Raw genomic sequence first — 23098 nt, forward strand, 5'->3', positions numbered from 1 at the left:
CGCGGCAACTTCCCGTTCAAAGGCTGACCTCTCATGGACCTGCGCAATATCGCAATCATCGCTCACGTGGACCACGGCAAGACGACCCTGGTGGATGAGCTGCTCAAACAATCCGGCGCGTTCCGGGAAAATCAGGCCGTCGCTGAGCGTGCGATGGACAGCAACGATCTAGAACGCGAGCGCGGGATCACCATCCTTGCCAAGGCCACCTCGGTCGAGTGGAAAGGCACGCGCATCAACATCGTCGATACGCCCGGCCACGCCGATTTCGGCGGTGAGGTCGAACGGATTCTCAGCATGGTCGACGGCGTTGTGCTACTGGTCGATGCCGCCGAAGGCCCGATGCCGCAGACCAAGTTCGTGACCTCCAAGGCGCTGGCACTGGGCCTGCGTCCGATCGTAGTGCTGAACAAGGTCGACAAGCCCGACGCCGAACCCGACCGCGCGCTGGACGAGTGTTTCGACCTGTTCGCCAACCTGGGCGCTGACGACGACCAGCTGGACTTTCCAGCCATGTATGCCTCGGGCCGCTCAGGCTGGGCCGACATGGAGCTGGATGGCCCCCGCAAGGACCTGAGCGCCCTGTTCGACCTGGTCGTTGACCACGTTCCCGCGCCGAAACAGGCGGACAAAAAAGACGAACCCTTCCGCATGCTGGCTACCACGCTGGGCAGCGACCCGTTCATCGGCCGCATCCTGACCGGTCGGGTGGAAAGCGGAACACTGAAAGCTGGCGATGGCCTCAAGGCCCTGTCGCGCGACGGTACGCTGATCGAGAACTTCCGCGCCTCCAAGATTCTGGCCTTCCGCGGCTTGGGCCAACAGCCCATCGACGTGGCCGAGGCCGGTGACATCGTCACCATCGCAGGCATGAGCAAAGCCACCGTGGCTGACTCGCTGGTGGCGCCGCAGGTCGAAGAGGCCCTGCCCGCCCAACCCATCGACCCGCCCACCATCACCGTTACCTTTGGCATCAACGACTCGCCCCTGGCCGGTCGTGACGGCAAGAAGGTGCAGTCCCGCGTGATCCGCGATCGCCTGATGAAAGAGGCCGAATCGAACGTCGCGATCCGCATTACCGACACCCCCGGCGGCGAAGCCTTTGAGGTTGCCGGACGTGGTGAACTGCAGATGGGCGTTCTGATCGAGAACATGCGACGTGAAGGGTTTGAGCTCAGCATCTCGCGCCCGCAGGTTCTGTTCCGGGACGAGGACGGGCAGCGTATGGAGCCCATCGAAGAGGTTACCATCGATGTGGACGACGAATTCTCGGGCGCGGTGATCGAAAAGGTCACCGGTGCGCGCAAAGGCGAACTGGTCGAGATGCGCCCCGCCGGTGCTGGCAAGACTCGGATCATTGCGCATGTGCCTTCACGCGGACTGATCGGCTATCACGGCGAATTTCTGACCGACACCCGCGGCACCGGCGTTCTGAACCGCGTGTTCCACGGCTGGGCGGCCCACAAAGGTCCGATTCCGGGCCGTCGCGCGGGCGTTCTGATCTCGATGGAGAATGGTCAGGCCGTCGCCTACGCCCTTTGGAACCTCGAAGAGCGCGGCCGCATGTTCGTTGGCCCCCAGACGGACGTCTATCAGGGCATGGTGATCGGCGAGCATTCGCGCGACAACGATCTGGAAGTGAACCCGCTCAAGGGCAAAAAGCTGACCAACGTACGCGCCAGCGGTTCGGACGACGCGGTCCGGCTGACACCGCATATTCAGTTTTCGCTGGAGGAAGCCATCGCGTATATTGACGATGACGAGCTGGTCGAAGTCACTCCGAACGCCGTGCGCCTACGCAAACGCTTTCTGGATCCGCATGAGCGCAAACGCATGGCAAAGTCTGCCTAAGGTTGACAACACCATCGTTCACAATTGTGAAACAATGCTTCAACAGTGGCAGTTTTGCATCCGTGATGGGCCTATAAAGCTCCCGATAGCCCGCCAACTTGGCGGGCTTACTTTTTGTTTTTTGGTTAATTTCTACTTTAACGGGTATCGCCGAATCCAGCTCCACTCATGCTCCTCTTGAAATTGTGTCCAAAAACGGATGTAATCAAGGAATAAGTGTGGCACGATAGTATTACCAAATTATGTGTCTCCGCAGTTAGTGCGGCAAAGTGTGTAACGAGTTTTGAAGGAGTGGCGCCATGTGCGTGAAGTCTCGACTATTGTCTATTGTATTTGTTTCAGCGACATTCCCACTGATCACAGCCAGTGCGGCGCTAGCAGAAAGATGTAACATCAAAACGGCTCGACAATCGGTGTCGACCGATACCTTGTGTGCGTGCACGGTCGTTGATACCCGGATGTTACGCTACATTCAGCGGCGGGCTGATTTCGAAGATATCCTGGCGCGGACATTGGAAAGCTGCCCGGCATTTGCAGCCGTTCTGACCGACCTGCCAACAGCCACTACAGCCGCATCTGCGCGCGATGGCGAGAGTGAAGACTCTGGCTTCAGCAACGACGGTGGTGACAACGGCAACGACGGTGGTGACAACGGCAACGACGGTGGTGACAACGGCAGCGACGGTGGTGACAACGGCGACGACGGTAGTGACAACGGCGACGACGGTGGTGACAACGGCAACGACGGCGGCGACGATGGCGGCGGCAACAACGGCGATGGCAACGGCGGTAACAACGGCGGCGGTGGCAACGACGGCAACGGCAACGGCGGAAGTAACGGCGATGGCGGTAACACCGGCGATGGCAACGGCGGCAATAACGGCAGCGGTGGCAACGACGGCAACGGCAACGGCGGCAATAACGGCGATGGCGGCAACACCGGCGATGGCAACGGCGGCAATAACGGCAGCGGTGGCAACGACGGCAACGGCAACGGCGGCAATAACGGCGATGGCGGCAACACCGGCGATGGCAACGGCGGAAATAATGGCAGCGGTGGCAACGACGGCAACGGCAATGGCGGCAATAACGGCAGCGGTGGCAATGACGGTAACGGCAACGGCGGCAATAACGGCGATAGCGGCAACACCGGCGACGGCAACGGTGGCAGCAATGACAGTGGCAGCGGCGGCAATTCCGGCGGTGCTGGCACCGGTGGCGGTGACGGCGGCGGTAATTCCGGTGGTGCCGGCAGTGGCGGTGTTTTCTAAATGAAAAACTGTAGGCTTGCGTCGCAAAACGATGTGCGGCGCAGCCGGGTCAAACAGAAAACACCTTGAATACGGAAAGGGCGAAGCTTGCGTCGCCCTTGCTCATGCTTAAATAACCCGATTGTTCATCAGGGGTACTATCAGCTGCGGCTGTAAACCCCAACCCAACCACTGGGTTTCCGCGGGTTTTGCATCCGAAGGAAAAGATATTGCGTGGCCGACCATGGCTTAATTTGGTTTGTCAGGTTGTCCAAAACCAGATCACCAGCTGCCGAGCGGTAGACCAGCACAGCATGTGCATTCCGCTGCTTGTCCAGAACCGTTGCGATCAGCAATTTGCTGGGATCGACTCCGGCGCGAATGAGATCTCGTTTCTTCAGCAGAGCGAAATCTTCACAATCCCCGCCTCGGGACGTCGGCAGCGCCCATCTTTCCGCGATGCGGTATTGCGACTGATCCGTCACCGAGCGCGTCGTTGCATTGACCTGCAGATTGACCCGCCGGATTATCTGCATTTCCTGCTGGCTGGACATGGAAACCGAAGCCTTGGTTGAGCAGGCCCAGTTGTATTGACGGCACAATTGACGGGCGCCCGAAGGCGGCGGCGATGCCGATACGACTTGGAGATAGCTTCCTTCGCTTGCCTCTGCAGCGGTACCCGCACCCCAAGCGCCCACCGCCAGCGCGGCAGCTGCGAAAAGTCGACCCATAGTTGAGGTCAACCGCGAAAAAACGGCTCTGAATTCAGTACTCAACGGTTTCATGCCTGTTCCTCGATCCAAATTCATCCACGCGATTGCAGAGAACGGGACCGTAGATTATTTTGCTAACTATCAGTGGACGGGGCCGTTTGCGCAATCTGCGGTGAGGTTGCAAGCAAAAAGAGGCGGAAATTCGTTCCGCAATTTGACCATTTCAGGCAAGAATTGAGAGAATCTGGCCACAATTTATAGGTGACCTAACGTAATCTTTTCACCCGGCATCCGTGATAAGCGTTTGAAAAAATTAGCTGCAATCCGAAAAGAAAAAGGTCAGGCAACCGCTCGGGCCACCTGACACGTTCATGCGCTGAAATCCGCTCAGCTTGTCAGAATCTGGCGTAAGTTTGCCAGAGTGATTCTAGTCGGTGATCTCAACAACGACCAATTCACGCTCGCTGGCGCCGCGCGCGTGGTCCAGCGCCTGCTGGTATTCAGGGGATTCGTAGCACTCCACCGCGACCTCAACCGAGGGGAACCGGGCAACCACATTGCGGGGCCGCTCTTTGCCTTCAAGCTGCACATAGCGCGCGGCGCGGGCGATGAACTCACCCCCGTGCTTGGCAATCGCAGGGCCCGCCAGCTCGGCATATTTTCCATAGGCCTCGGCGTCGGTCACAGTAACATGGGCGATCCAGAGTGCAGGCATGTTATCCTCCCAATACTTGCTCTGCGGCTTTGATCGCCGCGTCCGAATTCGAGGCATCACGGCCGCCGCCCTGCGCCATGTCGGGGCGTCCACCGCCGCCTTTGCCACCCAGTTCGACCACTGCGGCCCGAACCAGATCAACAGCCGAAACCTTGTCCGTCAGGTCCGAGGTCACCCCGGCCGCTACGGCGGCCTTGCCACCGGCATCCGCAATCAACAGCACTGCGCCCGAGCCCAGCCGGCTTTTGTGTTCGTCGATCAAAGCGGGCAAGTCCTTGCCAGAAACACCGTTCAGCGCCTGGGCTAGGAAAGGTACACCATTCACCTCGCGCGCCTCGGCGCCGCCCTGCCCCGAGCCGCCCGCCATCGCCAGGTCGCGACGCAGCTGGGCAACTTCGTTTTGCAAGGCCTTGCGTTCATCCAACAGTGACTTGACCCGGCTGACCACATCATCCGGCTGCGCCTTCAACTCTGATGCGATCTGCCCAAGCCGTTGATCTTGCTCCGAAAGATGGCGGAACGCCTCATCCCCGGTCAGCGCTTCGATCCGGCGTACACCGGCACTGCTGGCACTGTCACCCAGCACGACAAACGTACCGATATCCCCGGTCTGACGCACATGCGTTCCGCCGCACAGCTCGATCGACCACGTGTCGCCGTCATGACCTTTGCCCGTCGGGGCCTTGCCCATCGAAACTACGCGAACTTCGTCGCCATACTTCTCACCGAACAACGCCTGAGCGCCCAAGTCCCGCGCATCGTCCGGCGTCATGATCCGGGTTTCAACGGTCGAGTTCTGGCGGATGAACTCGTTCACCTCGCGCTCGACCTTCTGGATTTCCTCGGGGCTCAGCGCCTTGGAATGGCTGAAGTCGAACCGCAGCCGGTCCGACGCGTTCAGCGACCCGCGCTGTGCCACGTGATCGCCCAGCGTTTCACGCAGCGCCTCGTGCAGCAGGTGCGTGGCCGAGTGGTTGGCACGGATCGCGGTGCGGCGCGCGTGATCGACCGCAAGCTCAACCGAGTCGCCCGTCGACAACGTGCCCTGGCTGACCGTCACCCGATGCGCATAGACCTTGCCTTCGGCAAACTTGCGGGTGTCTTCGACCCGCGACACATCCTGCATGTTTTCGAGACGCCGGATTTCACCGGTATCGCCAACCTGGCCACCGGCTTCGCCATAAAAAGGTGTCTGATTGACGATAGCCCATCCAGTGCCCCCCTGTTCGATCTTATCGACCAGAGCACCGTCAACAACCAGCGCAGCCACCTGCCCTTCGGCTTTCTCGGTATCGTAGCCAAGGAAATCCGTGGCCCCAGCCTGATCCAGAACGTCGAACCAAATGGCCTGATCTGCGGCCTCGCCTGATCCGGCCCATGCGGCGCGGGCCTTGGCTTTTTGTTCGGCCATAGCAGCATCGAAACCATCCGTATCCACCGTCAGGCCCTTTTCGCGCAGTGCATCCTGCGTCAGGTCCAGCGGAAAACCGTATGTGTCGTACAGCTTGAACGCCGCATCACCAGACAGAGCCGCACCTTCGGACAGGCCCGCGACCTCGTCATCCAGCAGCTTCAGACCGCGATCCAGGGTCTGCTTGAAGCGTGTTTCTTCCAGCAAAAGCGTCTCTTCGATCAAGGGCTGTGCCTGACCAAGTTCGGAATATTGCGCGCCCATCAGTTGCACCAGAGTCGGCACTAAACGGTGCATGACCGGATCTTTCGCCCCCAACAAATGCGCGTGCCGCATCGCCCGGCGCATGATCCGGCGCAGTACGTAACCGCGCCCGTCATTGCTGGGCATAACGCCATCCGCAATCAGGAACGACGTCGAACGCAGGTGATCCGCGATGACGCGGTGATGAACGTTTTGGTCCCCGTAGGGATCAACCCCGGTCGCATCTGCCGACGCCTCGATCAGCGTTTTGAACAGATCGGTGTCATAGTTGTCATGGCTGCCCTGCAGAAGCGCGCCAATCCGCTCCAGCCCCATGCCGGTGTCGATCGATTGCATGTCGAGTTCGACCATCGAGCCGTCTTCGAACTGCTCGTTCTGCATGAAAACGATGTTCCAGATTTCGATGAACCGGTCACCATCTTCCTCGGCCGAGCCCGGAGGGCCGCCCCAGATATGATCGCCATGGTCATAGAAAATCTCGGTGCAAGGCCCGCAGGGGCCAGTCGGTCCCATCTGCCAGAAATTGTCATTGGTGGCGATGCGGATGATCCGGTCTTCGGGAACGCCGACCTTTTTCCAAATCTCGAAAGCCTCATCATCGGTGTGATAAACCGTTGTCAACAGGCGGTTTTTGTCGATGCCGAATTCCTTGGTGATCAGCTCCCACGCAAAGGGGATCGCCTCGGGCTTGAAGTAGTCACCGAACGAGAAATTGCCCAACATTTCAAAAAATGTATGATGCCGCGCGGTGTAACCCACGTTGTCCAGATCGTTATGCTTGCCGCCCGCGCGCACACATTTCTGCGCCGTGGTCGCACGCTGGTAATCGCGCGTTTCCACTCCGGTGAACAGGTTCTTGAACTGCACCATCCCCGAGTTCACGAACATCAGCGTCGGGTCATTGCGTGGAACCAGAGGGCTGGATGCCACCACCTCATGCCCCTGCTTGGCAAAGTAGTTCAGAAAGGTCGATCGGATATCGTTCAGCGTGGGCATTTGGGCTCTCTCAGCGCTCAATCATCTTGTTCGCTCATGGGTTTATCCCTGTCCCAGAGGATAGTCCACAGGATAGACAGATAGCCTTAAGGATAAGCAGGTATCTCACAGCATCGTGCGTGCCCAAAACGAAACAAGGCGGCCACGGTGGACCGCCCTGTTCCGGGTATTCTCAGCACCATTGGGGTGCCGGGGGATTTCTGCTGTTCCCGTCAGCGACTGTTTAAGCTTCGAGGATATCGTCATCCTCGGCAGCACCCGGCGGCATGTCGAACTCCAGCCCGTGCGCGGCACGAATCTTGTCTTCGATCTCAAGCGCGGCACGACTGTTGTCACGCAGGTACTGTTTGGCATTCTCACGCCCCTGCCCGATCCGCTCATCACCGTAGCTGAACCATGAGCCCGATTTCTCGACCACACCGGCCTTGACGCCCAGATCCAGCAATTCGCCCATCTTGCTGATGCCTTCGCCATACATGATGTCGAATTCCACCTGCTTGAACGGTGGCGCCACCTTGTTCTTGACGACTTTGACGCGGGTCTGGTTGCCGACCACCTCATCGCGGTCCTTGATCGCGCCGATCCGGCGAATGTCCAAACGGACCGAGCTGTAGAATTTCAGAGCATTGCCACCGGTCGTCGTTTCCGGGCTACCGAACATCACACCGATCTTCATCCGGATCTGGTTGATGAAGATCACCATGCAGTTCGAGCGGTTGATCGACCCGGTCAGTTTCCGCATCGCCTGACTCATCAGCCGGGCCTGTACGCCCACGCTGCTGTCGCCCATGTCGCCCTCCAACTCGGACTTCGGCGTCAGCGCCGCCACTGAGTCGACCACGACCATGTTCACCGCCCCGGATCGCACCAGTGTATCGGTGATCTCCAAAGCCTGTTCGCCGGTGTCGGGCTGAGAAATCAGCAGCTCATCCAGATCCACACCCAGCTTGCGGGCATATTGCGGATCCAGCGCGTGTTCCGCATCGACGAACGCACAAACACCGCCACGTTTCTGCTGTTCTGCAATGCAATGCAGCGTCAGCGTTGTCTTACCCGAGCTTTCAGGCCCGTAAATCTCAACAATCCGGCCCATCGGCAGACCGCCGATCCCCAACGCGATATCCAGCCCCAGTGACCCGGTCGAGCTGGCATCGATGTCCTGCTTGGAATCTTCGCCCAGCTTCATGATCGAGCCCTTGCCGAACTGCCGTTCGATCTGAGCCAGCGCGCTGTCGAGCGCCTTTTGCTTGTCTGCGTTTTTCTTGTCGCTCATCGTCAGAAGATCCGCCATTGTCCTGTCGCCTTCCCTTTTGTCACACCCTTGAACGGGCGGCAATCGCTGCTTTGTTCGCCTCTTGTTCCTTATGAGACCAAAAAGAGAACATTTCAACTAAAACTTACAATACTTACTGTTCAGCAATTGTGTTAAAGAGTCGTTTACGCCAATCTGCGACAGTAACAAAGATTGGCAAAGGGCGACTAAATGCTTGTTTTCTATAAGGAACGCCTTGCGTTTCTCGCCGTTCCTAAAACAGGCAGCACGGCATATCACACCGCCCTGCGCGACCGCGCCGACTTTGTCGTGACCGGCCCGCCAGAATTGAAACACGCCCCCGTGCGGCGCTATGACCGATTTTTTCAGAACATCTTTCGGAAAATGTACGACACCGAGATGGAAATCATGGCGGTCGTGCGCGAACCCGTCGATTGGCTGGGCAGTTGGTACAAATTCCGCAGCCGGGACGACCGGATCGGGCATCCGCATTTCACCCGTGATCTGAGCTTTGATGACTTCGTGCAAGCCTACATGCAAAGCCCCCGCCCTGAATTTGCTGATGTCGGCAGCCAGAGCCAGTTCTTCCGCACCCGGAGCAACGGTTTTGGCGCCAGCCATATCTTCAAATATGAAAATCAGGACAAGATCCTGGATTTCCTGCAAGACCGGCTGAACATGCAGATCGACCTGAAACAGGAAAACGTCTCACCCCACCGCGAGCTGTTCCTGACGCCCGGTACGGAACGCAAGTTCCGCAAACGGCACGCGGCCGAGTTCGCCTGCCATGACGCAGCGCTCTAGTTGATCTGCTGAAACACAGCCTCGGTCAGTTGGTTCAGCGAGAACGGCTTGGGCAGGAAGGTGGAATTCGCGATCTCGGGCCCGGAATCGCCGAAGGCACCCTCGGTATAGCCAGACATGAAGATCACCCTTGTATCCGGGCGGGTTTCCATCGCCTTGCGCACCCAGGTCGGCCCATCCATGCCGGGCATGACCACATCGGTGACAAAGACATCGACATTCAAAGCGCCGTCCTCAAGCAGGCGCAGCGCCTCTTCCGCCGACTCGGCCTCGAGCACGGTATACCCCTTCAACCGCAGCGCACGTGTTGCGAAAGCGCGTACTGGCGCTTCGTCTTCGACCAACAGAACAACCCCTTCGCCTTGACGGGCGGTTTGCGTGTCGGCGGCGGGTATCGCGTCGGGTTGCGCTTCCGGAGAGGCGACGGACACCGGCAGATAGACAATGAATTCCGTCCCGTGCCCCTGAACGCTGTCGACAAAAATGAAACCACCCGTCTGCTTGACGATGCCATACACCGTCGACAATCCCAGACCGGTGCCCTCCCCGGTGCGTTTTGTGGTGTAAAAGGGTTCGAACACCTTCTGCAACTTGTCCGCCGGGATGCCAACACCACTATCAATCACCTTGACGGTGACATATTCGCCGGGCTGAACCGTGGCCCGATCGCGCGTGAAGGGGTCGCTAAGCACCACAACCTCGGTCTCAATCCGCACCTCACCGCCATCGGGCATGGCATCACGGGCATTCACGACGAGGTTCATAAGCACCTGTTCCAATTGCCGTTTATCAGCCCGCACAGGTTTCAACACCGGATCGTGGCTGAGGATCAGGCGGACTTTCTCGCCCACCAGCCGGTTCAGCAAGTGGATCAGGTCCGAGATCGTATCCCGAAGGTCCAGCACCTCGGGCTGCAGCGTCTGTTTGCGCGAAAACGCCAGCAATTGGCTGACCAGCGCTGCTGCCCGGTTGGCGTTTTGGTTGATCTGTACGAGATCCCCATAGTTCGGGTCATTCTGGTCATGCCGCAGCAACAGCAGGTCGCAATGCCCCGATATGGCCGTCAGCAGGTTGTTGAAATCATGGGCAACGCCACCGGCCAGTTGCCCGACCGCCTGCATCTTTTGCCCTTGCACGAACTGTGCCTCAAGCGTCTTGAGCTCGGTGGCATCGTTCAGCACTGCAATCAGCTGAACCTGCCCGTCATTCACAACGCGGTTCAACGTGACCTGAACAAACACCTCTTTGTCCTGCCGGGACAGGCGCAGGAATTCGGACCGCATTGCTGGTTCCTGAGCCGCCGTGCGCGCCAGCCAGTCCAAAATCGGATAGCCGAGCCCGTGCATGATTTGATCAGCATTGGTTTCGCCGGGCTCGATTTCGCCGATCAGCTTCACCGCCAGCCGATTGGCCTCGAGAATCCTTCCATCCGGCGCAAGGCGCACGATGGGCACCGGCAATTCCGCAAAGGACGCCCCGCTGCTGGCATGGCCCGCAACCTCTGTCGGCAACACAATCAGGTCGCGTACCGTGCCGGAGCGGTTGAGCTCACACACAGCGGCAGAGACGGTTCCATTTGCCGTGTGAACCTGAACGATATCGCCCTGTGCCCCCGGATCAGTGGAAAGGACCTGCTGCAGTTTATCTGGCCTGTGCCCCAGAAAATGGGCCGCTGCGACGTTGACCCGCAGTAACGTGCCGTTGCGGCCTTCGGTCAGGACCGGAACCGCAACCTCATCCCACTGCCCTGGGGTGTCCAGATGAAACCGCCAGCAAAACTGACCGTTGCCGACATCGAAAACTGATACCGGGACGGTCGATCCGACAGTAATGATGTCCTCGCGTGCCTTGCCGTGAATCTCAGCCTTCGACTGAAGACGCAGCAGAACAGGCGCCGGGTTCGCAAATATCGACTTCAGGCAAAGTTCTAACCGCGCGCCCGGAAAGGCCTGGAACTTGTTTCGCGCTTCGGGATTGGCGGTCAGAATGTCACCCTGAGCGTTTGCAATCATGCAGGGAAACAGGTCCTGTTCCGCAAAGATCGCCATGGTCTTCACCGCCTGCCGCGCCAGGTGATCCACGATCTTTCCCCGCAGCGCCACGAGGAAACTTGCCGCCAGCAGTGAGACGCCCGCCACGACAAAACCGGTGTGCCAAAGCTGCGGCACGGGTCCAACAACAGGTGCCAGACTCAGCAGCGCGCCGATCACAACCAGAGGAGCAAGTCGCAAACCGGTCGGGGCATTTTGAAAGGACGGATCAGAGAAAACTTCCGTAGTATCGGTCATAAACAACTCAGTTCGGTGGGCTTTCACGCAGTCAGCCCAAATAAGGTTAATGCCCGCTTAATAAAAACCGGGAACTCTCCTTTAGGTTGCTATGTTTTGGCGCGCTATCGCGTCAAGTGTGACGTAAAGAAACCGTCCGTACCGTGGGAGACAAGCCACGTTTTCCGAAAAACCTCGGACCAATCCCGATGATTTCGCAGGAAACCATCGACAACATCGCCGTTTTCGGCGTCCAGCATCGAACAGGTCGCATAGGCCAGAACGCCGCCGGGCGCGATCATCGGCGCCAGCTTGCCCAGAATAGAGGCCTGAATGCCCGTCAGCTCTTGCAAACGGCTTTCGGTCAGCGCCCATTTCCCTGCCGGAGCCCGCCGCCACGACCCGCTGCCCGAACACGGCGCGTCCGCGAGGATGACATCGAACGGGGCCTGTTGCGGGATGTCATCCGTACTCAGGATCTTAACCCGCGCGCCAGCCCGTTCCGCCCGCGCCGGAAGGTCCCGCATCCTTGCAGAATTCACATCATGGGCAAAAACCGAGACCCCTTTTTGCGCGGCCAGGGCCAGAGACTTTCCCCCGCCGCCCGCGCAATAGTCCAGCACGCGCATTCCCGGACGCAGATCCAACGCCGCGACGACCGCCTGACTGGCCGCGTCCTGAAGCTCGACCAACCCGTCTGCATAGGCCCGGCTTTGCGCAATCTTGCGCGCGCCCTCGGTGACTTCCAACGCCGTTTCGCAGGCCGAAGACGCGGCGGCGTTGATCCCCTCGGCGGCCAGTGCAGCAATTGCCCTAGGGACATCCGATTTGATCAGATTGACCCGTAGATGCACCGGCGCCCGGCTTTGAAGAGCCTGCGCGACCGAAACCGTCTGATCCCCCAACGAGGTTTCGAAGCGGGACCAGAGCCAATCGGGGATGTCATACTGTTCAGCCTCAGAGGCGAAATCGCGTCCGACCTCAGTGTCGGCCAACATCTCTGGCGCGTGGCGGGCGCCCGAGAACAGATCCTCCAACGGCTCACCGTTTTTACGCACGGCGCCGATCATCAGGCCACGCCCGGTCTCGGCCCCTCCGAGCGCTGCGAAGGATCGCTTGCACCGCAACGCTGCAAACACATGATCGCGGACCGCAGCCCGATCCTTAGACCCGGCAAACCGGCTGCGGCGCGCCCAGTTGGTCAGGGATTTCTCGACAGGTGTGCCTGCAAGAATCTCATCGAGGATTTCTATCGAAGCCTGAATGCGCGCGGCCGGTGTCATACTGTCTTCCGAAGCTGTTGATGTGACTGCTGCCAAAGCCACCAATGCAAAACGGCGCCCTGCTGCGGGCGCCGTGAACCTTGAAAACCGGGGTTACATCACCCGGTAGTTCGGGCTTTCGCGGGTGATCTGCACGTCATGCACGTGGCTTTCCTTCAGGCCTGCGCCAGTGATTTTGACGAAATTGCAGTTCTTGCGCATGTCTTCGACCGTTGCACAGCCGGTATAGCCCATCGCCGCGCGCAGACCGCCGACCAACTGGTGCACCACGGCGCTGGCCGAGCCCTTGTAAGGCACCTGCCCCTCAATCCCTTCGGGCACCAGCTTGTCATTGGCCGCGTCCTTCTGGAAGTAGCGATCAGCCGAGCCGCGCGCCATCGCGCCCAGGCTGCCCATGCCGCGATAGGATTTAAAGGAACGGCCCTGGTACAGGATCACCTCGCCCGGGCTTTCATCGGTGCCCGCGATCATCGAGCCAACCATCGCACAGGACGCGCCCGCCGCGATTGCCTTGGCGAAATCGCCCGAGAATTTGATACCGCCGTCTGCAATTACCGGCACATCTCCGGCGGCCGAAGCGCAATCCATAATGGCCGTCAACTGCGGCACACCCACACCGGCCACCATCCGGGTTGTACAGATCGAACCCGGCCCGATGCCAACTTTGATAGCATCTGCGCCTGCATCAATCAGGGCCTTGGTGGCCTCGCCTGTTGCAACGTTACCGGCGATGATCTGAACCTCATTCGACAGGCTCTTGACCCGCCTCACCGCATCCAGAACGCCCTGAGAGTGACCATGCGCGGTATCAACGACAATGATATCGACGCCGGAATCTACCAATTGCTCGGACCGCTCAAACCCGGCATCGCCGACCGAGGTCGCCGCCGCCACACGCAGACGGCCCAGCGGGTCCTTGCAGGCGGTCGGGTTCAACACGGCCTGTTCGGTATCTTTCAGCGTCAGCAGGCCGGTCAGCTTGCCCGCGCCGTCAACAACCAGCAGCTTTTCGATCCGGCGGGCCTTCATCAGGCTCTTGGCTTCTTCCAGATCGGCCGGCTCTTGCAACATCGCCAGATTATCAGCCGTCATCATCGCGTGGATCGGCGTGTCATCCGACGTCGCAAAGCGCATATCCCGGTTGGTCACGATGCCGACCACACGGCCTGCGTCGTCAATGACAGGGAAGCCGGTAAAGTTGTAACGTTCGACCAAAGCCTTGGCATCCGCCAACGTCTGATTCGCGCGCAATGTGACCGGGTTGTAGACGATCCCCGATTCAAACCGTTTGACCCGCCGCACTTCGCGGGCCTGTTCTTCGGTCGTCAGGTTTTTGTGGATAACGCCGATGCCGCCCGCCTGCGCCATCGCAATGGCCATGCGCGCCTCGGTCACTGTGTCCATCGCTGAGCTCAGCAACGGGATGTTCATGCTGATCGCCCGCGTCACACGCGTGCTTGTATCCGCCGTCGCCGGCAGCACCGACGAGGACGCCGGAACCAAGAGAACATCGTCAAAGGTAAGTGCCTCACGAATCTGCATCTGCTAACCCCATGCAAAAGCCCGTTTGGCGGTGACCCTATTACATGGATTTATGCGAAGGAAAAGCCCCAGAGCCCAACTAGTTTTCCCCCACGGGCCGTTACCGCAACAAAAAACGACGCAACCTGTACAAAACGTGCCGCGGAATGCCCTTTCCCTTTACGCGCAAACCCATATCTTGCCCGGCATACGCGCGAATACAAAAGGCAGGCCAGATATGACCACCGATCCCCTTGTTGTCTTTACTCCATCAGGCAAACGCGGACATTTTCCCGTTGGCACCCCGGTTCTGACCGCTGCTCGGCAGTTGGGCGTCGATCTGGATTCGGTCTGCGGCGGGCGCGGGATCTGTTCGAAATGCCAGATCACCCCCAGCTATGGCGAGTTTCCAAAGCACGGCGTGACCGTCTCTGACGGCGCGCTAAGCGAATGGAATGCGGTCGAGCAGCGCTATGATGACAAACGTGGGTTGAAACCGGGCCGCCGTCTGGGCTGTCAGGCCACCGTTCAGGGTGACATCGTGATCGACGTGCCACCAGAAAGCCAAGTGCACCGTCAGGTCGTTCGCAAGGCCGCCGCTGCGCGCGCCATCACCATGGACCCGGCAACGCGCCTGTATTTCGTGGTGGTCGAGGAACCCGACATGCACTCGCCCACCGGCGATCTGGAGCGTCTGGAACGCGCCCTGCGCCAGCAGTGGAACATCGAGGCCGTCACCGCCGATCTGTCGCTGATGTCCAAGCTGCAGCCCATCCTGCGCAAGGGCAAATGGGAGGTTACCGTGGCCGTACACAAAGGCCACAAAGACCCGGTTGCCCGCATCGTCGAAATCTGGCCTGGTCTGCACGAAAGCGGGCTGTATGGTCTGGCCATCGACCTCGGCTCGACGACCATCGCGGCCCACCTGACCGATCTGGAAACCGGCGAGGTCAAGGCGTCCTCGGGCCTGATGAACCCGCAGATCCGCTTTGGCGAAGATCTGATGAGCCGTGTCTCTTACGCCATGATGAACCCCGGCGGTGATCAGGAGATGACCAAGGCCGTTCGCGAAGCAATCAACGATCTGACCGTCTCCATCGCCGAAGAGGCCGGTATTGATCCCGAGTTGATCGTTGAGACGGTTTTCGTCTGCAACCCGGTCATGCACCACCTGCTGCTGGGGCTGGACCCGGTCGAACTGGGCCAGGCACCGTTTGCACTGGCGACCTCGGAAAGCGTGTCCCTGCCCGCGCGTGAGATGGACCTGACCAGGATGAACCCGCGCGCTCAAATCTATATCCTGCCCTGTATTGCAGGGCACGTGGGCGCGGACTGCGCCGCTGTTGCGCTGTCGGAAGAGCCGGGCAAATCCGAAGACCTCGTGCTGATCGTTGACGTCGGCACCAACGCGGAAATCCTGCTGGGCAACACCACCCGCGTTCTGGCCTGTTCCTCGCCCACCGGCCCGGCATTCGAAGGCGCACAGATCAGTTCTGGCCAGCGCGCCGCGCCCGGTGCGATTGAGCGGATCGAGATTGATCCTGTGACCAAGGAACCCCGCTTCCGCGTCATCGGGTCCGACAAATGGTCCGATGAAGAAGGGTTCGATCAGGATGTCGCCACCACCGGCATCACCGGCATCTGCGGCTCGGGCATCATCGAGGCCGTGGCCGAAATGCGCATCGCCGGTCTGCTGGACGAAAGCGGCCTGATCGGCTCGGCCGCGCAAACCGGCACCGCGCGCTGCGTTCCCGAAGGCCGCACCAACGCCTATCTGATCCACGACGCCAGCGCCGAGGGCGGCCCGCGCATCACCGTGACCCAAGGCGACATCCGCGCCATCCAACTGGCCAAATCCGCGTTGTATGCTGGCGCGCGCCTGCTGATGGACGTCATGGAAGTCGACAAGGTCGACCGCGTCGTTCTGGCCGGGGCGTTCGGAGCACATATCTCGACCAAACACGCAATGGTTCTGGGCATGATCCCCGACGCACCGCTGGACAAGGTCTCCAGCGCGGGCAACGCTGCGGGCACCGGCGCGCGGATCGCGTTGTGCAACATCGGCGCCCGGACCGAGATTGAACGCGTCGTGCGCGAGATCACCAAGGTCGAAACCGCCATCGAGCCCAAATTTCAGGATCATTTCGTCGCCGCCAATGCGATCCCGCATAAAACCGATCCGTTCCCGGAACTGGCGCAGGTGGTCACCCTGCCCGCGCCGTCCTTCAACACCGGTGGAGATGAGGAAAAGTCTGGCCGCCGTCGCCGCAGGAGGTCATAGTCACCCCAACCACAGGGGGACAGATGACGTCAGCAAACGAAGAACAGGCAGAATACTGGGGCCAGTCTGAGAACGGCACCAAATGGTTGACCTACGAAGATCAGCTGGACCATGCCTTTTCCCCTGTTCTGGACCTGGTTCTGAACCGGGCTGACCTGTCTGCCGGAATGAAGGTTCTGGATATCGGCTGCGGCACGGGCGTCAGCACCCTTGCCGCGGCTCGGTGCATCGGGCCGGACGGGCATGTGCTGGCCGCCGATATCTCACAACCTTTTTTGGATCGTGCTGCGACACGCGCTGCGAAAGACGGGCTGGATAACATTCAGTTTCAATATGCCGACGCGCAGACATTTTCCTTCGAGCCTGGGCAAATGGATGCGGCGATCTCTCGGTTCGGCGTCATGTTTTTCAGCGATTCAGTGGCTGCCTTTGCCAATATTGCCAGGGCACTGAAACCCGGCGCTCAGATGACTTTTGCGGCTTGGGGTCCTTTGGCCGTGAACCCATGGTTCCGGGTTCCGCACATTGCTGCTGTCCAGCGGCTGGGGCAGCCACCACGCGTGGATCGTTATGCGCCCGGTCCCTTGGCGTTTCACGACCTTGATCATGTCAAAGGAATGATGGTTCAGGCCGGGTTGTCCGATATAAAGGTCGAGGCCGTGCCTTTGAACCTTCAAGGCGTCAACGGCATCGAGGGCACAGCTGCACTGTGTACGCGTGTCGGACCGGCAGCCCGAGTTATCGCACATTTCAACGGGAACGAGCAGGACATTCAAGCCATCCAGAAAGATGTTGCCGCCGAGTTTCAGCACCTGCAATCCGGGGCGGAACCCCGCATCCCTGCGGTCATCAACCTGTTTCAGGCCCGTCGATCCGAGTGATTTGGAGCGGGTAGCGGGAATCGAACCCGCGCGTTCAGCTTGGGAAGCTGACAGGCTACCATTACATCATACCCGCCGCGTAGCGCTGGATAACACCGCCTGCTGAACGACTTCAAGCGCCTTTCCAAGGCGCAGGGCAATTACTCGGTCCGGGCGCGCAGGCTGTCGATAAGGGACTGATCCACGTCCAGTGCCTCGCAAGCTGCATCAAGGGTTCGCCTGTCCAGATGCTGCGGGCTCAGGTCGATGTCCTTGGAGAATGCATCAACAATCGCGCGCATCGCACTTATTCTGGCGTATTTCTTGTTGTTTGCCGGAATGACATGCCATCGCGCAATTTCGGTCGAGGTTCGCGCCAGCATTTCTTCGACAGCCACTTCTGCCTCTGCCCAACGTTCACGGTTTCGGAAATCCTCATAGGTCAGTTTCCACCGTTTCATCGGATTGCGCAGGCGTTCCGTGAAACGCGCCATTTGTTCGTCCGGGGAGATGTGGAAAAACAGTTTCACGATCCGGGTACCGTCATCGACCAACATGCGTTCGAAATCGTTGATTTCGCGATATCCGGCCCGCCAACGCTCTTCCGGTGTGAACTTTTCAAGCCGCTCGACCAGAACGCGGCCGTACCAGCTGCGGTCGAAGGCCGAGATGGCGCCTTCGGGGGGCAACCTTTCCCAGAACCGCAGCAGGTAGTGGCGGTTCAGGTAATAGTTGCGCGGCGCGCCAATCGGCCAGACCTTGAAACTGCGCGGATCCAGCGCCTGACTGATCCGGCGGATCGTGCCGCCCTTGCCTGCCGCGTCCCAGCCTTCGAAAACAAGCACGCCTTTCACGCCATGAAACAGGAACGCTTGCTGGATCAACGCAAGTTGGGCCTGAAGCTCGACGAGCTCTTCGAAATAGTCCCTCTTGCTCAGGCGCTTGCTCAGATCGGCGTCCGCCAATTTCGGAGGGTAATGCTTGGTCATGAAAACACCTGATTTTGTTGCGGGGGTCGTACCATTGTCGCAAGCCCGTCGATACCGGGCATTGATCAGGGTCAAACGAAAAAGGCCGGGCGCAATGCCCGGCCTTTGATCATACTTTTGGTGAAATCAAGCGCGACGGCGACGGCCACCGCCGCGACGACCGCCTGCGGCACCGGCAGCACCGGCCTCTTCAGGCGATTTGTTGAACTTGATCCACGCACCGCCATGCGGGTCATTGTTGGTCAGCAGGTTGGCCGCACGGATGGCTTCCATTTCCTTGCCTGCGCGCGGCAGGGTCGAGCCCAGACCGAACAGCTGGCAGAAGGTTTCATCATCCATATCCGCAGGTAGAATGATGCCTTTTGCTTCAACTTCAGCCTTCTTCTCGGCCAGTTTCTTGGGACCAACAGGCAGAGCCACCGGGTTCATGATCGCCGAGGTCATACCTGCGCCCATTGCCATCGGCAGGAAGGCGTTGTTGATGCCGTGACGGTTCGGCAGACCGAACGAAATGTTGGACGCACCGCAGGTGGTGTTCACGCCCAGTTCCTCGCGCAGACGACGGACCAGAGCAAACACCTGCTGGCCAGCGGTTGCCATCGCACCGATCGGCATCACCAGCGGGTCGACCACGATGTCATGCGCGGGGATGCCGAAATCGGCTGCGCGCTCAACGATCTTCTTGGCCACGTCGAAACGGACATCGGGGTCTTCCGAGATGCCGGTGTCGTCGTTCGAGATCGCAACAACAGGAACGTTGTATTTCTTGACCAGCGGCAGAACCATCTCCAGCCGCTCTTCTTCGCCCGTGACCGAGTTCAGCAGCGGACGGCCTTCGGCTGCTGCCAGACCGGCCTCCAGAGCACCCGGAACCGACGAGTCGATGCACAGCGGCACGTCGACCAGACCCTGAACCAGCTCGACGATCTTGGTCATCAGCGGCGGCTCGGTCTCGTTCGGGTTGGGGTTCGAGTTGTAGACAACGCCCGCGTTGATATCCAGAACGGTCGCGCCTGCAGCGACCTGCGCGACGGCGTCTTTCTCGACGGTCGAGAAATCGCCTGCTTCCAGTTCAGCGGCCAGTTTCTTGCGACCGGTCGGGTTGATCCGTTCACCGATCACGCAGAACGGTTCGTCAAAGCCCAGAACGGCGGTTTTTGTTTTTGATTCTACGACTGTACGGGTCATGTCCGTTCCTTAGGAGTTTGCAGGCTTTGCCGAGGCGCCGCCGTTTTCGATTGCCCAGTTGGCGTTGGTCTTGATACCGCCAAGCGGGAAGAAATGCACGTTGGTGATGTTGAAATCCGGGTTGGCCGCTTTGTGGTTGGCCAGTTCGGTCAGAACATCGGTCGGCTCGTAAGGCAGCAAAAGCTTGGACACATCCATAGCGCGCTTCTGCAGAACCTTCAGCGACGGGCCAACGCCACAGGCGATGGCGAATTTGATCAGGGTCTGCAGCTTGGCCGGACCCGCGATACCGATATGGATCGGTAGATCGACGCCCGCTTCTTTCAGACCTTCCGCCCATGCGATGATCGGCTTGGCGTCAAACGCGAACTGGGTCGCCAGCGCCATTTCCGCATCGGTAGTTTCCGAGAATTTCTGTTTCCAGCGCAGCGCGTCGTCAACATTCTTGGTCGAACCGTCGGGATCGATGTCCTTGTTGCCCTCGGGGTGGCCGGCAACGTGCAGACGCTTGAAGCCCGCCTTGTCGAACAGACCGCTTTCCAGCAATTGCATCGAGCTGTCGAAATCACCGTGCGGCTTTGCAACACCACCGGCCAGCAGCAGTGCCTGATCGACGCCTGCTTCGCCCTGATACATCGAGATCCAGTTCTCCAGGGTGGCGGCATCCTTGATGATCCGTGCCGGGAAGTGCGGCATGACCGGGTACCCTTCGGCCGCGATCCGCTTGGCGGTGCTGACCATGTCCTCAATCGGGGTGCCCTCGATATGGGCGATGTAGACGCGAGTGCCTTCGGGCAGCAGCGCGCGGAAATCCTCGACCTTTTCGGCGGTGCGCGGCATTACCTCGATCGAATAACCCTGCAGGAAGGCTTCGACAGTCGGGTTCACCGGGGCCTTTACGGCCGCATCACGTTTCTTGAAGTTCAGCAAAGCCATAGCGGCCTCCCATAAAGATTTAGAGCTCATGCCCAACCGTCATTTGCGATCAGCGCCTTGATGCGGTCCTGATCGTATTCAGTTTCCAGACGCACGGCTTCGGCCTCGGCAATCTCGGACGGGTCGCCCTCAACCGCGAAAGGATCAGCTTTGCGCCATTCGGCCAGGTAGGCATCACTGTCCTTGGCGTTCACCTTCATGGCAGCACGGTCGATCGCTTGTTCAAACCGCTCCTCCAACTGCCGCTTTGCGCCACGACGGCCCTTGCCGACGATAACTTGGGCGGGAATGTCGCGCCAATATACGATGGTGACGTCAGGCATTGCCTTTGATTCCTCCTAACCAGATGGGCAGTTTCTAAACTTCTATACGGGCTCAGGTCGGTCGGTTTTCGACACACGGCGTATTTCAAGCGACCTTTTTGCCTACGACAGGATACAGGGCTTGTACTGAATTCTAACGCAAACGCGCACATCAAAATACTCATCACTTTAATGAGCGTCTTGCACGAAACAATTGCCCGACCTATGGTCAGGGTAACTCGAAAATCGGAGGGCGTTTAAGATGGCGCCCAAGCGTCCCAAAGGTGCGGGCGCGTTCCCGAAGGCGGTCGAAAGCCCCGCGCCGGCAAGACCCGATCCAGATGCATTATATGCGGCGCTGGATTTGGGTACAAATAGCTGCCGCATGTTGATAGCCCAGCCCAAGGGCAGCGGGTTTCATGTGGTGGACAGCTTCTCCAAATCCGTGCAGTTGGGCGCGGGTCTGGAACGGACCGGGCGGCTGTCGCGGTCCTCTATGGCGCGTACCATTCAGGCATTGCGCATCTGCCAGCAAAAGCTGAAACGCAACAAGGTCAGACGGATGCGGCTGGTCGCAACCGAGGCCTGTCGGCGCGCTAAGAACTCACGCGATTTCATCCGGCAGGTGAAACGGGAAACCGGCCTGACGCTTGAGATCATCCAGCCCGAGGAAGAGGCGCGTCTGGCCGTTATCTCGTGCGCGCCACTGGTGTCGACCAAGACCGAACAGTTGCTGGTCGTGGATATCGGCGGTGGCTCGACCGAGTTGGTGTGGATCGACATCTCGTCGGTGCCGCGCCGTGACCGCCCTGCCGCGATCATGCGTCTGCACAACGGGTTTCACACCGCCGAGAGCCCTTTTCCCGCCGCCAAGGTGGTGGATTGGATCAGCGTGCCCTTGGGCGTTGCGACCTTGCGCGACCAATTCCACGATGTCGAAGACGACTCGGCCCGCTTTGCGCTGATGAGCTGGTTTTTCGAAGAAAACCTGGCTGATTTCGCCCCCTACAAGGACGAACAGGCCCGCGAAGGATTTCAGATCGTGGGGACCAGCGGCACAGTGACAACCGTTGCCGCCTCGCATCTGGGGCTGAAACGCTATGACCGGACCAAAGTGGACGGTCTGCGCATGACCAGCGATCAGATTGACAAAGTCATACGAGGATACTTAGAACTCGGCCCACTGGGGCGGCGGCGCGATCCGCGGATCGGCGATGACCGGCAAGCCCTGATCATGTCCGGCTCAGCCATTTTGCAGGCATTGCTCCGCTGCTGGCCCACCGACCGCCTCTCTGTGGCGGACCGGGGGCTGCGCGAAGGTCTGCTTTATGCGCAGATGAGCGCGGACGGGGTATTGGAAGACGGACCGTTCTGATGGCGAAGACACCGAGTGGAAAAAACAATTCAGGCCGTGGGCAACGCGACCTGAAGGTCAAGGTCAAGACAGCGCGCGGGCGCAAGCTCAGCTCGACCCGCTGGCTTGAGCGTCAGTTGAACGACCCCTATGTGAAACGTGCGCAGGCCGAAGGGTATCGCGGGCGCGCAGCGTTTAAGATTCTGGAACTGGACGATAAATTCCGCTTTCTCGTTCCCGGTGCGCGTGTGGTTGATCTAGGCTGTGCGCCGGGTGGCTGGCTGCAGGTGGCCGTGAAACGCGTCAATGCTCTGGGTGAGAAGTCGGGCAAACGGGTCGGCACGGTTCTGGGTGTGGACCTGCAAGAGGTAGAACCCGTCGCCGGTGCCGAAGCGCATGTGCTGGACTTCATGGAAGACGACGCCGATGTGAAGGTCAAAGACTGGCTGGGCGGCAAGGCTGACGTGGTTATGTCCGATATGGCGGCGGCCTCATCGGGGCATAAACAGACCGACCATTTGCGGATCATGGCTCTGTGCGAAACAGCGGCCTATTTCGCCTTTGACGTTCTGGAAGAAGGCGGCACCTTCGTCGCCAAGGTTCTGGCCGGAGGCGCCGAGGGCGATCTGCAAAAGCTGTTGAAGCAGAAATTCGATAAGGTGGCCAACGTCAAACCGCCTGCGTCCCGCTCCGACAGTTCCGAGAAATTTGTGGTCGCCACGGGGTTTCGGGGCTGACCTAATCATTGATCCAGATTCGGTCGCCTGTCAGAAACTGCTCGCGCAGTGACGCAGCAGCGGTTTGTTGTAGCAATAGCGCCTGACCGTGATTGATATATTC

The 23098-nt window shown here is 59.6% G+C and carries 18 protein-coding genes and 1 tRNA gene; 7 read left to right on the forward strand and 12 right to left on the reverse strand.

Features of this window, described 5'->3' with window-relative positions:
- Positions 1-33: 33 nt before the first annotated feature.
- Both typA and ACR0DO_RS15225 read left to right on the forward strand, forming a co-directional pair.
- On the forward strand, positions 34-1851 hold the full coding sequence (gene typA / locus ACR0DO_RS15220; protein ID WP_480559953.1) for a translational GTPase TypA: 1818 nt from the start codon (positions 34-36) through the stop codon (positions 1849-1851).
- A 458-nt stretch (positions 1852-2309) separates the two neighbouring features.
- Entirely contained in the window at positions 2310-3122 is an 813-nt protein-coding gene (locus ACR0DO_RS15225; protein ID WP_480559955.1) for a hypothetical protein, read from the forward strand.
- A 140-nt stretch (positions 3123-3262) separates the two neighbouring features.
- Here ACR0DO_RS15225 and ACR0DO_RS15230 read toward each other — a convergent pair whose 3' ends face one another.
- The 4 genes from ACR0DO_RS15230 to recA form a co-directional block, all read right to left on the reverse strand.
- Entirely contained in the window at positions 3263-3886 is a 624-nt protein-coding gene (locus ACR0DO_RS15230; RefSeq protein ID WP_480559957.1) for a transglutaminase-like cysteine peptidase, read from the reverse strand.
- 355 nt (positions 3887-4241) lie between these two features.
- Entirely contained in the window at positions 4242-4529 is a 288-nt protein-coding gene (locus ACR0DO_RS15235; RefSeq protein WP_480559959.1) for a DUF1330 domain-containing protein, read from the reverse strand.
- 1 nt (position 4530) lies between these two features.
- Positions 4531-7200, reverse strand: a complete 2670-nt coding sequence (gene alaS, locus ACR0DO_RS15240) for an alanine--tRNA ligase (RefSeq protein ID WP_480559961.1) — start codon at positions 7198-7200, stop codon at positions 4531-4533.
- Between the two features lie 223 nt (positions 7201-7423).
- On the reverse strand, positions 7424-8491 hold the full coding sequence (recA, locus tag ACR0DO_RS15245; protein WP_170442848.1) for a recombinase RecA: 1068 nt from the start codon (positions 8489-8491) through the stop codon (positions 7424-7426).
- 192 nt (positions 8492-8683) lie between these two features.
- Here recA and ACR0DO_RS15250 point away from each other — a divergent pair, with 192 nt between their 5' ends.
- Positions 8684-9277: a gamma-glutamyl kinase gene (locus ACR0DO_RS15250; protein ID WP_480559963.1), complete on the forward strand. Its 594-nt coding sequence runs from the start codon at positions 8684-8686 to the stop codon at positions 9275-9277.
- Here the strand turns inward: ACR0DO_RS15250 and ACR0DO_RS15255 are convergent.
- The 3 genes from ACR0DO_RS15255 to guaB form a co-directional block, all read right to left on the reverse strand.
- The gene (locus tag ACR0DO_RS15255; RefSeq protein WP_480559965.1) at positions 9274-11565 is read right to left on the reverse strand and encodes a hybrid sensor histidine kinase/response regulator; all 2292 of its coding nucleotides are present in this window, start codon (positions 11563-11565) and stop codon (positions 9274-9276) included. The two genes, ACR0DO_RS15250 and ACR0DO_RS15255, sit on opposite strands and share 4 nt — an antisense overlap.
- Positions 11566-11669: 104 nt before the next feature.
- Complete coding sequence (locus ACR0DO_RS15260; RefSeq protein WP_480559967.1) at positions 11670-12827, reverse strand: RsmB/NOP family class I SAM-dependent RNA methyltransferase; 1158 nt, start codon at positions 12825-12827, stop codon at positions 11670-11672.
- A gap of 93 nt (positions 12828-12920) precedes the next feature.
- A complete protein-coding gene (gene guaB / locus ACR0DO_RS15265; protein ID WP_480559969.1) occupies positions 12921-14369 on the reverse strand; it encodes an IMP dehydrogenase in 1449 nt (482 codons plus the stop codon).
- A gap of 217 nt (positions 14370-14586) precedes the next feature.
- Between guaB and ACR0DO_RS15270 the strand changes: the two genes are divergently transcribed.
- Together ACR0DO_RS15270 and ACR0DO_RS15275 are read left to right on the forward strand one after the other, a co-directional pair.
- Complete coding sequence (locus tag ACR0DO_RS15270; protein WP_480559971.1) at positions 14587-16629, forward strand: ASKHA domain-containing protein; 2043 nt, start codon at positions 14587-14589, stop codon at positions 16627-16629.
- A gap of 23 nt (positions 16630-16652) precedes the next feature.
- A complete protein-coding gene (locus ACR0DO_RS15275; protein WP_480559973.1) occupies positions 16653-17510 on the forward strand; it encodes a class I SAM-dependent methyltransferase in 858 nt (285 codons plus the stop codon).
- Positions 17511-17512: 2 nt separating this feature from the next.
- Here the strand turns inward: ACR0DO_RS15275 and ACR0DO_RS15280 are convergent.
- The 5 genes from ACR0DO_RS15280 to ACR0DO_RS15300 all read right to left on the reverse strand — a co-directional run bounded on the left by ACR0DO_RS15280 (position 17513) and on the right by ACR0DO_RS15300 (position 20925).
- Positions 17513-17586, reverse strand: a tRNA-Gly gene (locus tag ACR0DO_RS15280).
- A gap of 64 nt (positions 17587-17650) precedes the next feature.
- A complete protein-coding gene (locus ACR0DO_RS15285) occupies positions 17651-18478 on the reverse strand; it encodes a polyphosphate kinase 2 family protein (RefSeq protein ID WP_480559975.1) in 828 nt (275 codons plus the stop codon).
- Between the two features lie 126 nt (positions 18479-18604).
- On the reverse strand, positions 18605-19666 hold the full coding sequence (locus ACR0DO_RS15290) for a methyltetrahydrofolate cobalamin methyltransferase (RefSeq protein WP_480559977.1): 1062 nt from the start codon (positions 19664-19666) through the stop codon (positions 18605-18607).
- Positions 19667-19675: 9 nt separating this feature from the next.
- The gene (locus tag ACR0DO_RS15295) at positions 19676-20602 is read right to left on the reverse strand and encodes a methylenetetrahydrofolate reductase (protein ID WP_480559979.1); all 927 of its coding nucleotides are present in this window, start codon (positions 20600-20602) and stop codon (positions 19676-19678) included.
- A gap of 26 nt (positions 20603-20628) precedes the next feature.
- Positions 20629-20925: a virulence factor gene (locus ACR0DO_RS15300; RefSeq protein ID WP_039530128.1), complete on the reverse strand. Its 297-nt coding sequence runs from the start codon at positions 20923-20925 to the stop codon at positions 20629-20631.
- A 241-nt stretch (positions 20926-21166) separates the two neighbouring features.
- Between ACR0DO_RS15300 and ACR0DO_RS15305 the strand changes: the two genes are divergently transcribed.
- Both ACR0DO_RS15305 and ACR0DO_RS15310 read left to right on the forward strand, forming a co-directional pair.
- Positions 21167-22279, forward strand: a complete 1113-nt coding sequence (locus ACR0DO_RS15305; protein WP_170442864.1) for a Ppx/GppA phosphatase family protein — start codon at positions 21167-21169, stop codon at positions 22277-22279.
- Entirely contained in the window at positions 22279-22995 is a 717-nt protein-coding gene (locus ACR0DO_RS15310) for an RlmE family RNA methyltransferase (RefSeq protein WP_170671537.1), read from the forward strand. Before ACR0DO_RS15305 ends, ACR0DO_RS15310 begins: the two co-directional genes overlap by 1 nt.
- Positions 22996-23098: the final 103 nt, after the last annotated feature.

The organism is Ruegeria sp. AM9 (assembly GCF_056540565.1).

Bases quoted from the DNA above. Each gene is read 5' to 3' on its own strand.
- ACR0DO_RS15290 (WP_480559977.1), bottom strand. From the start codon at position 19,666: ATGACCCGTACAGTCGTAGAATCAAAAACAAAAACCGCCGTTCTGGGC.
- ACR0DO_RS15255 (WP_480559965.1), bottom strand. From the start codon at position 11,565: ATGACCGATACTACGGAAGTTTTCTCTGATCCGTCCTTTCAAAATGCC.
- ACR0DO_RS15285 (WP_480559975.1), bottom strand. From the start codon at position 18,478: ATGACCAAGCATTACCCTCCGAAATTGGCGGACGCCGATCTGAGCAAG.
- ACR0DO_RS15275 (WP_480559973.1), top strand. From the start codon at position 16,653: ATGACGTCAGCAAACGAAGAACAGGCAGAATACTGGGGCCAGTCTGAG.
- guaB (WP_480559969.1), bottom strand. From the start codon at position 14,369: ATGCAGATTCGTGAGGCACTTACCTTTGACGATGTTCTCTTGGTTCCG.
- ACR0DO_RS15235 (WP_480559959.1), bottom strand. From the start codon at position 4,529: ATGCCTGCACTCTGGATCGCCCATGTTACTGTGACCGACGCCGAGGCC.
- ACR0DO_RS15295 (WP_480559979.1), bottom strand. From the start codon at position 20,602: ATGGCTTTGCTGAACTTCAAGAAACGTGATGCGGCCGTAAAGGCCCCG.
- alaS (WP_480559961.1), bottom strand. From the start codon at position 7,200: ATGCCCACGCTGAACGATATCCGATCGACCTTTCTGAACTACTTTGCC.
- ACR0DO_RS15225 (WP_480559955.1), top strand. From the start codon at position 2,310: ATGTTACGCTACATTCAGCGGCGGGCTGATTTCGAAGATATCCTGGCG.
- ACR0DO_RS15260 (WP_480559967.1), bottom strand. From the start codon at position 12,827: ATGACACCGGCCGCGCGCATTCAGGCTTCGATAGAAATCCTCGATGAG.
- ACR0DO_RS15305 (WP_170442864.1), top strand. From the start codon at position 21,167: ATGGCGCCCAAGCGTCCCAAAGGTGCGGGCGCGTTCCCGAAGGCGGTC.
- ACR0DO_RS15270 (WP_480559971.1), top strand. From the start codon at position 14,587: ATGACCACCGATCCCCTTGTTGTCTTTACTCCATCAGGCAAACGCGGA.
- typA (WP_480559953.1), top strand. From the start codon at position 34: ATGGACCTGCGCAATATCGCAATCATCGCTCACGTGGACCACGGCAAG.
- ACR0DO_RS15230 (WP_480559957.1), bottom strand. From the start codon at position 3,886: ATGAAACCGTTGAGTACTGAATTCAGAGCCGTTTTTTCGCGGTTGACC.
- ACR0DO_RS15310 (WP_170671537.1), top strand. From the start codon at position 22,279: ATGGCGAAGACACCGAGTGGAAAAAACAATTCAGGCCGTGGGCAACGC.
- ACR0DO_RS15250 (WP_480559963.1), top strand. From the start codon at position 8,684: ATGCTTGTTTTCTATAAGGAACGCCTTGCGTTTCTCGCCGTTCCTAAA.
- recA (WP_170442848.1), bottom strand. From the start codon at position 8,491: ATGGCGGATCTTCTGACGATGAGCGACAAGAAAAACGCAGACAAGCAA.
- ACR0DO_RS15300 (WP_039530128.1), bottom strand. From the start codon at position 20,925: ATGCCTGACGTCACCATCGTATATTGGCGCGACATTCCCGCCCAAGTT.